We start from the raw sequence: 11,990 nt of genomic DNA on the forward strand, positions 1-11,990 counted from the left end.
GCGCTATTTGCCTTATTCGGCAGTATCGGACGAAGCGTCCGGACCGTGCAAAGCGGCCAATATATCGCGGGCCAGCTTGTCGCCGATGCCGAGCGGACGAAAATCGTCGACCGCCGCTTCCTTAATTTTTTTGAGCGAGCCGAAATGTTTGAGCAGCAGCTTTCGCCGCTTCTCCCCGATACCCGGGATCGAATCCAGCTGGGAAACGACCATCGATTTCGCCCGCGTCTCCCTATGGAACGTGATGGCGAACCGGTGAACTTCCTCCTGGATGCGCTGAAGCAAGTAAAATTCCTGGCTGTCCCGGGGAAGCGGAACGATTTCCGGCGGGTCGCCTATCAGGAGCTGCGCCGTTTTGTGCTTGGCGTCCTTCACCAGACCGCATACCGGAATATATAGCCCCAGCTCGTTCTCCAGCACGTCCACCGCCGCCGATATTTGTCCTTTGCCCCCGTCCACGACGACTAGATCCGGCATCGGCAGCTGCTCCTTCAGCACGCGCTCGTAGCGGCGACGGACGACCTCGCGCATCGTCTCGTAATCGTCCGGACCTTGAACGGTGCGGACTTTATACTTGCGATACTCTTTGCGGTCCGGCTTGCCGTCGACGAATACGACCATCGCCGATACGGGATTGGTGCCTTGGATGTTGGAGTTGTCGAACGCTTCGATCCGGCGGATCGTTCCGGTGCCGATCCATTCTCCCAAGCTCTCCACCGCTTTGACGGTACGCTCCTCGTCCCTCTCGATCAGACGGAACTTCTCCTCGAGTGCTACTTTGGCATTGTCGCAAGCCATTCCTACGAGCTGCTTCTTCCTGCCCCGCTGCGGTTGGTGCACCTTGATCCGCAACCACTTCTCCAACGACTCCGCCACCTCGGCGTCCGAGTGTCGTTCCTTGGCCAGCGGATCGCTGACCGGGGCGGGCGTTTCACCTTGTTCCGCAGTCGAAGCCGCCGCCTCGGAAATAGCCGTAAGCTCGGTCGATTCGGCCGAATCCGTCAGCTTCGCTTGCTTCGCTCCAGCCGTTCCGCGTTCTTCCGAGGACGGCAAAAACATCTCCTTGGGCAGAGCCGGGTTGTCGCTGTAATATTGCGTCACGAACGTAATGAAGTCCTCGTATTCGTCGCCGTAATACGGAAACAGCGACACGTGGCGCTCGATCATTTTGCCTTGCCGCATGTACAAAATTTGAACGCACATCCAGCCTTTGTCGACGGCATAGCCGAATACGTCGCGGTCTACCGCATCCGTCATCGTGATCGTCTGCTTCTCCATGACGGCGTCGATGCTGACGATTTGGTCGCGAAGCTCCTTCGCCCGCTCGAAATTCAATTCTTCGGAGGCGGCCAGCATTTTGCGGGACAGCTCGTCCTTGATCGCCTCGTGACCGCCGTTCAAAAACCGCGAAATCTCCTGCACCATCCGTTCGTATTCGCCGATCGGTATTTCGAATTCGCACGGAGCCACGCATTGCCCAAGGTGGTAATACAAGCAGACGCGATCCGGCAGCGTTTTGCACTTCCGCAGCGGGTACAGCCTGTCGAGCAGCTTTTTCGTCTGCTGGGCCGCGAACGCGTTCGGATAAGGACCGAAATATTTCGCTTTATCTTTCAGCACTTTGCGCGTTACCTCGAGACGCGGGTGCGTTTCATGCGTAATCTTGATATACGGAAACGATTTGTCGTCCTTCAGCAGGACGTTGTAGCGCGGGTAGTACTGCTTGATCAGGTTGCACTCGAGAATGAGCGCTTCCATGTTGCTTGCGGTAACGATGTATTCGAAATCGCATATTTCCGTAACGAGCCGCTGCGTCTTCCCGTCGTGGCTGCCCGAAAAATAGGAACGGACCCGGTTTTTCAACACTTTCGCTTTGCCGACGTAAATGATCGTTCCATCCCGATTTTTCATCAAATAACAGCCCGGCTTGTCCGGAAGCAGAGCAAGCTTCCGTCGGATCGATTCCGACGTTTTGTCGCGTCCTCCCCCTATACCCTCTTCGGACATGGTTCCCTCTCCCTTCTACACCCCAAGCTTCCCGGTTCTCGGGGGCTCCCCCGAAAGTACTTGGACTAGGCTTCGTAGAGCCCGCTGCACTTTTGGGGGACCAAAAAAAGGTCCCGTTCCCGCAAGGCGCGAAAACAGAACCTTCGTCGTCCCTATTGTTATCATACGACGAGCGGGACTGTTCGCACAATCCCGCCCGCGAATGTAACGTTTGTCAGCTTACAGATGACGGCCGACTACGCTTTTCAATGCATCCTTAGGCTGGAAGCCGACAATTTTGTCGACCGGCTGGCCGTCCTTGAACACGATCAGCGTCGGAATGCTCATGACGCCGAAGCGGGAAGCGGACTCCGGATTGTCGTCCACGTTCAATTTGGCGATTTTGAGCTGCTCGCCTACTTCTTTATCCAAATCTTCCAAAACCGGTGCAATCATTTTGCAAGGTCCGCACCATGGAGCCCAAAAATCGACAAGAACCGTACCGCTCCCCTCGACTTCGCTTTTAAACGATTGATCGGATACGTTAACGATAGCCACAGGATTTCCTCCTTATACTTACAAAAAGTGTGTACCTGACTATTTTAATGATTATTGTCCAACATGTAAAGTATACCACAATCCGGGCTACTTTCATAACTGAAAACATATTCCGCTGCACATCCGCGCATACTATGGACAACGACGAATTTGCAAATGTCGCAGTATTGTCACACTTATTTTGCTTTACAATGGAATCCGCGATTCGGTATACTAATCATAGCCAATTTTGCTAATAGGACGATTAGCACGGGAGGAATACGCGCATGACAGATCCTAGACTGCACACGAACGAAGAGCCTAGAAACGATTTTATGGACGTTGCCATGGGCTTCGCCGTCACTTTCGGTATTTTCTTTTTGATGGCTCTCGTAGCGACGATCATTACTTTGTTCTGATCCGCCTTGGACCCGGACTAGCGGCACACGAAGAAAAAGCCCCTCCGCTTAAGGAGAGGGCTTTTTTTGCCGTTCAGGCAGTTTGTTCCGTAAGGGACCTGCACGCCCCCAAACAAAAACGGGAGCTTTATGCTCCCGCCTTGCCGCGTTTATTCGTGCCGTTCACGACGACGACTTCGACAAACGGCCGGATCCGGTCCATAATACGCTGTCCCTTGTATTCCTCGTCCCCGTCCTTGCTCGTAAAGCTGAAATGCTTCTCCAGCTCCTCCGGCTCATGGTTGGACGTAAAAAAGGTCGGCTTCCGGTTCATCCTGTAATTGAGTATCGCCCCCATGACGTGATCTCGCACCCACGGGCTCAAGTTCTCCGCGCCGATATCGTCGAATACGAGCAGGTCGGTTTCCTTCAGCAGATCGATCGTTTCCTTCATCCGCTGCGGCTCGGAGAACATCGATTTCAGGTCTTCCACGAAGTCCGGCATATAGACGATTGCGCCGGACTGTCCGCTCTTCGCCAACTGGTACAGCATATAGCACATCAGGAACGTTTTGCCGGTGCCGAACGGCCCGACGAGATACAACCCTTCCTTTTGCAGCCCTTCCGCTTGCGTGCGGCGAATATATTTGAGAATGGCTCCGACCGCTTCCACCCGTTCGGGATCGATATCGACGATCTCGTCGGTCGAATAGCCGTGCGTCAGCGCCGTATTGTCGATATAGAAGCTGCGGATCCGATTGCGGATCGCATCCTGGGACTGTTTGGCGATCAGCTTTTTGCAGGATACTTTACGGTCGTGCAAATAGGTCGTATCGCCCACCGTCTCCACCGACAGCATCGTGTAGTGGCCTTCGAAATCGTTCGGACAGCGCTCCAGACCCGGGCAATTCGAGCAATTGCGATGCTCGGTCACGTATTGATACAGCCGGTTCATATTGATTTTGATCGTCCGGTCATCCAATTCCGGGTAGCTCGCGCGCAGCCTCTGAACGAGCGGATCGTCAAGCAGCTGCTTCGTCTTGTTCTCGGCCCGCTGGGCAAAAGAAAGCTTCCGCCAATTTCCAAGCGCGTCGGATAACGATTCCATATGAATAAGCACGCTCCCTTCCCTCTTCGTCAGAGTGTCCGATTCGACACATCAAGTCCCTTTGCCGTCTATTTCCCTGGCCAGCTTGCGGATTTCCGCCAGCTTCTCCTCGCTGACCGGCCTTTGCGTCGGGATATCGGTAATAATCGCGATTTTCGGCTTTTGCGTACGTGCGCTTCCCCGTCCTTTGCCGGGAACCGGCGTAAGCTTGCCGTCCGCTTTGGCGAACGCATTCGTCCGCTTCATCGTTTGATCGCGTATGTAGGCGACTGCTTGCTCGTAGCTGCCGACCCCTTTGGCCATCATGTTGGAGGCGACGGAGTCGATATAGTTTTTCGTCCAGGACGATTCCTTGTACACATGCAGATGATGGATCATGACGTTGATCACTTCGTCCGGCATCCGGTAATTGACGTCGATTTTCTCGAAAATATCGGAAACCGGCTTCGGTACGGAGCCTCTCGGGAAAAACCGTTCGAGCACCTTCGTATAAGGCTCGTTGCGCATGATCAAATTGTATTGATGCTGGTTGCACTGGCTGATGAACATCGCCGGCACCTCGAGGTAATACTGCATCTCGACCGGCTTTTCTTCGAGCGCGTCGGACGGGTCCGTTTTCGCTATCCCGGCGATTTTGTGGAATAGCCTCTCCCTTTCTTGCTCCCGATCCTTGTCCTGTCGGAAATACAAGTTCGCTTTATACTGCATCATATCGCTCTCCAGCTCGCCGTCCTCGGAGAACATCCCGTCCTCGTCCAGCAGCCTGCACGTTTCCCGGAGCGATAAATTGTATTTGCGGGCGATTTTGTTAATCTCGAACATTTGTTCGGGATTGTGCCGCAAGTTTTCGACGAACGGCCGGTTGCGGGAAGTACCGCGCGGGAAGCGCTGAATAATTTCGCTGTAATGGAACGCCTTGCTCGTAATGTCGATCGTCCGTTCGGTCTCCCGGGCCGGGGCCGTTTCCTGCAGCGCCTGCTCCAGCTCATAGTCGATCACGTTCGCGTTCAAGCGGAACAATTCGTAGAACGGCATCGATAAATCTTCCGAATGAAGCCCGGGATCCTGCATCTCCTCGGGCTCCGGCGAGTAGAACTGCTCCCTTAGCGAGAGTACGGCGTATTTGCCGACCTTATCGTGCAGCAGCATGACCAAATGCTGGTTTTTGAAAAATTCCTGCGGCGTCAAAGGCTGGGAGAGCACATATTCGTACATGTAGTCATCGGCGGCCGGGGAATATTTGCGGTTCGTTTGCAAAAGCCCGATCGCTTCGAGCCTCGATGTCTGCTCGGCCAGCAGCCTGCGCCCCCGTTCCCCCTGCTCCAGCTCAAGCGCCATGAACAGCCTCCGCTGCTGCTCGAGCTCCGAGAAGCCTGTGCGGTCGCCGGATACTTGCTGGTACAACGTATGGTAGACGCTGATGGCGAAGCCGCCGATCATCGGCTGATAGATGGCGGAGAACATCCGGTAATCAAGCCCGCTTAACGCAAAATCCCGGTAAACGCAAAACCGGTGGTTTTCCGTAAAGTGAAGTATGTTCGTAATACGCATAAAAAGTTTCCCCATTCCTGTTTCAACGGCCATGCGAACGGCTTATCGAATCCGTTCCTCTATTCTATCACAAAATAGTTCCGAAAGTGTCGAAAACCTTGTTCCTCTCAACCTAGTAAAATACGTCCAAACTTCAACAAAAAAAGACCCGGCCCAATCGTTCAGGCCAGGAGCTCTTACCGGATCCCGCTTACAATTCCGCCTGCTCCTCCGCCCGCGAAGCGGTGCCGGGGGCCGGAACCTGTGCCGCATACTCCGGTTCGCCGGTTGCTTGCGCCGTTGCTCGATCGGGCGTTGCCAAGCGCTTGCGGGCGCGAATCCAGCGGCGAATGATCTCGTTCATCTCCGCCGCGGCTTTTGTCGGAATTTGGTGCTTCTCGCCGTCCAGCACGTGCACCTCGCACTCGGGCAGCTCCTTCTCCAGCTTCTCGCGATACCGTTTGAAGCCCCCGTCCTTCTCCCCATACACTAGCAGTACCGGAGCCCGCAATTCGGACAGCCGCCCCGTACAATTGTAGCGCAGGCTATATTTGTAGAACTGGTGAATGTTGGCTGCATTGCCCCGCTTCGCATCCTGCAGCAAATTGCGGTACGTCAAGCCGCTGTCCGCATTCCCCCAGGTGATGCCGCGCATCAGCACCTTGGTCATTGTCTTCATTCCGGACAATCCGGCGGCGATGCGGATCCGGCTCTTCAAGACGATATCGCTGACCTCGGACATGGCACTGACGAGTATGCCCCCGTCAAACCGTTCGGGATGCGTCAGCAGTGCCTCCAGCGCGATCGAGCCGCCGGTCGAATAGCCGCATATGTACGCTTTGCGGATGCCCAGATGATCCAACAGCTGCTTGATGTCTTCGACGATCAGGGCATATGTGAGCGGGGCTTTCGACGCGTTGCTTTTGCCGTGTCCCCGTATGTCGAACGTGATGACCGAAAACTCTCCCGCCAGCTGCACCTGCTGGTAGCGGAAATTGGCGCTCGTCAGCAGCGGCGGATGAATGAACACGATCGGCGTCCCTTTGCCGTGAACCTGATAATGGATAACCGTTCCGTTAATGGCCGCACTCGGCATGGATTCGTTCCCTCCCGGAGAATAAGTTGACATTTCTAACCTATACGTTTCCCCGGAAAGCGGTCTTTTATCGAGCAAGCGATCATGACAGGACAAAAAAGCTTTGACCGAACCTCGAGACGTTGTGGAAGTGTACAAAAAAGTGGAAGCTGTGGAAGCAAGGGGTTCTATTCTCTTTTTGACTTTCCCAACAACCTAAAAAACCTCACGTCTCCGCAAATAACGGAACGTTTTTCCGTTACTCCTTCAATTTCCGCAATATTTCCAAAAATAGCGGAACTTCGTTCCGTTATATCCCGCTTGCCGCTAAACAACGGTCCGAAACCGCGGATTAGCGGAATTCTTTTCCTTTATCGTGCTGTCGATAGCGGTATTCGAATGTATAGCGTACGTATGTTCCGCTATTTCTTAAACCAGTAAGCTCCGAAAAGCAATCGGGACCGGAGTTGCGCCGGCAGCCTTTTTGCCGCTTGTCGTATGCGTATTACGCTGCAGACAAAAAAAGCTTCTCCGGAAAGGAGAAGCTTGCCCTCAAAACATTTTGTAACCGCGCACTCTCAACAAATGGATCGTCTTGCCGCTAAGCACCGCACCCGCCAGTCCGCAGACGAACAAGAAATATTCGCCGAACTTCAGCTCGGCCAAATGCGCAAGCAGGGAGCCCGAGTTCCAAGCCCAATAACAGAGCATGCCGATGACGGCAACGATGTACAAATAAATTGGAAAATGGGTCGTTTTCAGCAGCATGTTGAAAATGAAGCCGATTCCGAACATGAGCACGAACACGAGCACCATCAATATGAACAACTGGATAAAGTCTATCATGACTAGTACCTCCCGCAAGCTTTCCCGCATTTCACGTCCATTGTAGAGGAAACGGCCCGCGAAGTAAAGGCCTCATCGGCGAAAGTCAGTAATCCGTCACTTCTCCGCCGCAAAAAAAGGGAACGCCGCGGGCTACAGCGGAATACGATTGAAATATAGGCTCTAACCGAAAGGAAGGAATGCCCCATGCTGAACAAACCGTATACGCTGCCCGTGCAAATTCAAACGATTCACCGGATCGGACCGAAGCTCGATCTGTACGTCCCCCGGGTCGTGAACGCCCCGAATGCGGCGGCGCAAACGAATATCAACAACGCGATTGCCAAAGAAGTGCAGTCCATGCTGAAGCAATTGGGCTACGTCCCGAATTCGAAAACGACGGAAATCAACGGCTTCTACGAGGTGAAGACGAACGAACGGGGCCTGCTCAGCATCGCTCTGAACATCTACGGCTACACGGAGCACGCCGCTCACGGCTTGACGCTGCTCAAGTCGCTGACCTTCGATATAACGACGGGAAACGTATATTCGTTAGGCGACCTGTTCGCTCCGGGAAGCGATTACGTTAAACGGATTTCCGACATTGTCAAGGCGCAAATCGCCGAACGCGGCATCGAAACGCTGCAGCCCTTCACCTCGATTCGTCCCGATCAGGACTATTACGTCGCGGACAAAGCGATCGTCGTCTATTTTCAGTTATACGAAATTACGCCGTACGTGTTCGGCTTTCCGATGTTCCCGATATCCGTCTACTCGCTGCAGGACATCATTCCGGACAGCAGTCCGATCCAGCCGATGACGATCAACGATTAGCCCGCTCCCCTTGCCGAAGGCAGGGGGTTTTACGTGCGGTTTAATGCTCGATTACGTTCGATCCGATCCAGCTTGTCCAAAATCGATTGCATAGGCTCGAACATGGAGAAACTCTCCTCTCAACTAATAAATGTGTTGAATTTGCCCTTTTCTGATTGTTTCGTTACAATATTTTTGGAAACCGACTAATAGAACGGACTATCCGAGAGGAGTGGCATCTATGAGCGAGGCAGTAAATACGCTGGAGGGCTGGTACGCCCTGCACGATTTCCGCGCGATCGATTGGAACGCCTGGAAGCGTCTATCCGCCGAGGAGCGGGCCAAAGCGGAGGACGAGCTGTATACGCTGCTGCAGGAGTACAGTGCGATCGAGCAGCGCAAGGAAGGCAGCACCGCTTTTTATACCGTCGTCGGACAGAAAGCGGATTTCGTCTTTATGCATTTGAGAGAAACGCTGGACGAGCTGAACGCGTTGGAGAACGCCTTTAACAAAACGACATTCGCCCAATATACGATACCCGTCTATTCGTACGTATCGATCGTCGAATTGAGCAGCTATATGGCGAAGCCGGGCACGGATCCGATGCAGGACCCGGAAATTATGGCGCGCCTGAAGCCGATTTTGCCAAAGTCCAAGCATATTTGCTTCTACCCGATGAACAAGCGCCGTTCCGGCGACGACAACTGGTACATGCTGAGCATGGAGGAGCGCCGCGGCTTTATGCGCAGCCACGGGATGATCGGGCGCAGCTATGCCGGCCGCGTCAAGCAGATCATTACCGGCTCCGTCGGTCTCGACGACTGGGAGTGGGGCGTTACGCTGTTCTCGGACGATCCGCTTACGTTCAAGAAGCTCGTGTACGAAATGCGCTTCGATGAAGCGAGCGCCCGTTTCGGCGAATTCGGCGCCTTTTACGTAGGCAACCTTCTTGATGCCGAAAAATGTGGCAGCTTGCTCAAAGTGTGAATTTTCGCAAGTCGTTCCGATATACGGAAAGCCCGGTCCGCGAAGGACCGGGCTTTTTATGAGGACGATACGGCTCCAAGCCAAGATCAGAAAGGATAACAGACCGGAATGTCCAACTTGCGCTTCTCCATTTCTTTGCGCAAAATCAAAATAAAATCCTCATCGAGCTTCCACTGAACGGATCGGATGTAGCATTCGACCAAATGCTCGTCTTTGAGCCGTCTCATCGTACGCCCTCCCGGACAACCGCTCTCGGCCCGATCTCCATTTCACGTACGGCCGTATCCGTTATCGTCTTGAAAGTTCTCGCCTTTTGCAATATTTCTCGGGACATGTCCCGCAAAAAGAGTTCGGATTCTCCGCTATCGGTCAGCAAATAGAGGCGGTGCTTGTTGTTGTGCAACACGGTTTGAATCGCCAATTCAAAGAAACGTTCGTCTCCTTGACTTACCTTCATCATCACTCGTCCCCTCCCAGGCTGTCATCGTGCAGCATTAAACGGTTACACGACTTCCATATTTATACACCTATGTTAACGAAGTTTGAGTCCCGCGTCAGCGCAAACTTGTTGCATTTGAATGCAAATCGGTTTGCATCCGAATGCAAATCCAAGCGGAGCCTGCAAAAGCACCTTATTTTGCACTCCATCGATATATTTCGCACGGTCATCGAATTTTCAGGAAGTTATGAATGACAGCTTCCCCAAATTTTTGCAGGAAATATGTCCGACAGAAGTCGAAATAACCGTCCTTTCAGCCGAAAAAACGATATAATGGTTTTATAGATTTGATTTGACGACAAAGGATCGGGATCATATATGGCAAAAGCGGATCAACTGCTGGCCGTGCTGTGGCTTCTGAGATCGAGAAGCCGCATGACCGCGGAACAGCTGGCCGAACAATTGGAAACGAGCGTGCGCACGATTTACCGTTATATTGACGCCCTATGCATGAGCGGTGTTCCGGTGGAGGCCGAGTCGGGACACGGCGGCGGCTACCGGCTGCCTCCGACATTCCGGGATGCGCCGTTATTTTTCAGCATCGACGAGTTGAAGGCGATGGTGCACGCGGGGCAATTTGCGGAGCAGGCCGGTTATCCGTATACCGAACCGCTTCGTCAGGCTACGGGGAAAATGCAGAGCAGGCTTAGCGATGAACAGGCGGAGCAGTTGCAGCGGCACACGACAGGCTTCGAGGTGATGCAACCGTCGGCCCATCGGGTATCGGAAAGCATTCTTCAAGAGATCGAGCGCGCTGTCGCGAGCGGCAGCACGCTGTCCATTCTATACGAGAAATGGAAAGGTTCCGACCCGGAGGAACGGAGAGTAGACCCTTACGGGCTGGTGAACCGGCTGTACAAATGGTATTTGATCGGCCACTGCCATCTGCGAGACGAAATGCGCGTCTTCCGTGCGGATCGCATAGCCGGCGCTTCGCTGACCGAGCTAACCTTCGTTCGGCCGGCGTCGTTTTCTCTGCGGGAATTTATGGAGAACCGCTTCGATTTGTGGCACGACCCGGCTGCCGATAAGCCGGATCAAACTGTCAAGCTGCAGGGGGAGCCTCACTCGATTGCGAGCATTTGCGATAATTGGTACATGCGCGACCGGGTCGTATCCCACTCGCAGACGGACGTGACGCTCCTGTTGACCAAGCCGACCTTCGAAGGCTTCTTTCCGCGCTACCTCCTGTCGTTCGGCAAAACGATCCGGATCGTCGAGCCCGTCGAATTGCGGCGGCAAGTGGCGGAACTGGCACGGGAGCTGGCGGATTATTATGGGGACGGGGCGTAGAACGTAAAAAAAGCCGGTCCCTATTGAGGTGACCGGCAGAAATTGCGCTGTCAAAACCAGACTGTCGCAACGCCAACTTTTTGAACAGATGGTTTTGAAAGAACCCTTTCTAGCATTCTTCTCTCGGAATCAACGATTCCATAATTGATGTTAGCGTTATCAAACGACTTTCCTTTTTTCACTGCTGCTCGAACTGCCTCTTGAAGGTTAGGTGACCATTGTACCATTACCATAATATCAAACCTCCATACCTATTTATTGTATTTGGTGCTAATTATACAATATTTTATGCGAAGGTGTGAATACCTTGAGAAAAAAACTGACGTTTTTCATCATATTATTATTAATTTCTATTCAAATTTGGTTTTTCTATTCAATCTATCGTTATCCATATCTGGGCATCAATCTAAGTTTATCCAGTAATGAACAATGGGTGATCCAGTCCATTGACAGGAAAGAAACCCCGATACTACTTGATGTGAGAATCGGGGATGTTATCAGTAGTGTTGATGGCAGACCCCCTGACGAGCATATCACAGTCAGGAAATGGAGAGCGCTTGAACAAGCCGACTCCATACAGGTAACTCGTGGTAACGAAGAGAATATACTAGTAGAAACTAGTGTGCTGCAAAGTTCATTCAGTTACGACATTTTACCGATAGTAGCGGAATTTATATGCTTCCTAGCCTCTTTTCTGCTTTATACTAAAGTGGGCGGCTCAAAATCGGCTATATTTTTGGCTGCAGTTTTTTTAAATATCGGTATAACTTTTATGGGACTGGGCGCCTCTGTAAGAGGAGATAACATTGGCAAGTTACTGATAGTGAACTCCATGACACCTATTCCGATTGTTTTCCTGCACTTCATTATTGTTTTTTTTAAGGAAAAGGGTAGTTTGGTCCTCCGTTCCAACTATTTAAAATACCTTTATATTTTAG

13 protein-coding genes are annotated in these 11,990 nt (G+C 52.7%); 4 read left to right on the forward strand and 9 right to left on the reverse strand.

Going from position 1 to position 11,990, the window contains the following annotated elements:
• Positions 1-12 precede the first annotated feature (12 nt).
• Positions 13-2,007, reverse strand: coding sequence for an excinuclease ABC subunit UvrC (gene uvrC, locus FE784_RS16825; RefSeq protein ID WP_139603389.1), 1,995 nt, complete (start codon positions 2,005-2,007; stop codon positions 13-15).
• Between the two features lie 219 nt (positions 2,008-2,226).
• A complete protein-coding gene (gene trxA, locus FE784_RS16830) occupies positions 2,227-2,544 on the reverse strand; it encodes a thioredoxin (RefSeq protein ID WP_139603390.1) in 318 nt (105 codons plus the stop codon).
• A gap of 266 nt (positions 2,545-2,810) precedes the next feature.
• Between trxA and FE784_RS16835 the strand changes: the two genes are divergently transcribed.
• Complete coding sequence (locus tag FE784_RS16835) at positions 2,811-2,942, forward strand: YqzM family protein (RefSeq protein WP_139603391.1); 132 nt, start codon at positions 2,811-2,813, stop codon at positions 2,940-2,942.
• Between the two features lie 127 nt (positions 2,943-3,069).
• Here the strand turns inward: FE784_RS16835 and dnaI are convergent, their stop codons facing one another.
• From dnaI to FE784_RS16855, 4 genes are all read right to left on the reverse strand, one after another.
• Positions 3,070-4,029 carry a primosomal protein DnaI gene (gene dnaI, locus FE784_RS16840; protein ID WP_139603470.1) on the reverse strand — a complete coding sequence of 320 codons (960 nt, stop codon included), beginning with the start codon at positions 4,027-4,029 and terminating at the stop codon, positions 3,070-3,072.
• A 51-nt stretch (positions 4,030-4,080) separates the two neighbouring features.
• Positions 4,081-5,580, reverse strand: a complete 1,500-nt coding sequence (locus FE784_RS16845) for a DnaD domain protein (RefSeq protein WP_139603392.1) — start codon at positions 5,578-5,580, stop codon at positions 4,081-4,083.
• Between the two features lie 190 nt (positions 5,581-5,770).
• Entirely contained in the window at positions 5,771-6,655 is an 885-nt protein-coding gene (locus FE784_RS16850) for an alpha/beta fold hydrolase (RefSeq protein WP_139603393.1), read from the reverse strand.
• 531 nt (positions 6,656-7,186) lie between these two features.
• The gene (locus tag FE784_RS16855) at positions 7,187-7,480 is read right to left on the reverse strand and encodes a YuiB family protein (protein WP_139603394.1); all 294 of its coding nucleotides are present in this window, start codon (positions 7,478-7,480) and stop codon (positions 7,187-7,189) included.
• 186 nt (positions 7,481-7,666) lie between these two features.
• Here FE784_RS16855 and FE784_RS16860 point away from each other — a divergent pair, with 186 nt between their 5' ends.
• Positions 7,667-8,293, forward strand: a complete 627-nt coding sequence (locus FE784_RS16860) for a DUF3298 and DUF4163 domain-containing protein (RefSeq protein ID WP_139603395.1) — start codon at positions 7,667-7,669, stop codon at positions 8,291-8,293.
• A gap of 220 nt (positions 8,294-8,513) precedes the next feature.
• Entirely contained in the window at positions 8,514-9,260 is a 747-nt protein-coding gene (hemQ, locus tag FE784_RS16865; protein ID WP_139603396.1) for a hydrogen peroxide-dependent heme synthase, read from the forward strand.
• Between the two features lie 86 nt (positions 9,261-9,346).
• Here the strand turns inward: hemQ and sda are convergent, their stop codons facing one another.
• Positions 9,347-9,487, reverse strand: a complete 141-nt coding sequence (gene sda / locus FE784_RS16870) for a sporulation histidine kinase inhibitor Sda (protein WP_139603397.1) — start codon at positions 9,485-9,487, stop codon at positions 9,347-9,349.
• A complete protein-coding gene (locus FE784_RS16875) occupies positions 9,484-9,720 on the reverse strand; it encodes a hypothetical protein (protein ID WP_139603398.1) in 237 nt (78 codons plus the stop codon). Before FE784_RS16875 ends, sda begins: the two co-directional genes overlap by 4 nt.
• A gap of 357 nt (positions 9,721-10,077) precedes the next feature.
• Between FE784_RS16875 and FE784_RS16880 the strand changes: the two genes are divergently transcribed.
• A complete protein-coding gene (locus FE784_RS16880) occupies positions 10,078-11,052 on the forward strand; it encodes a helix-turn-helix transcriptional regulator (RefSeq protein ID WP_139603399.1) in 975 nt (324 codons plus the stop codon).
• Positions 11,053-11,102: 50 nt separating this feature from the next.
• Here the strand turns inward: FE784_RS16880 and FE784_RS16885 are convergent, their stop codons facing one another.
• Positions 11,103-11,285 (reverse strand): hypothetical protein, encoded by a 183-nt coding sequence (locus FE784_RS16885; protein ID WP_139603400.1) that lies wholly within the window; start codon positions 11,283-11,285, stop codon positions 11,103-11,105.
• Positions 11,286-11,990: the final 705 nt, after the last annotated feature.

It is taken from the genome of Paenibacillus hemerocallicola, assembly GCF_006265175.1.
Lineage (GTDB): Bacteria > Bacillota > Bacilli > Paenibacillales > NBRC-103111 > Paenibacillus_AB > Paenibacillus_AB hemerocallicola.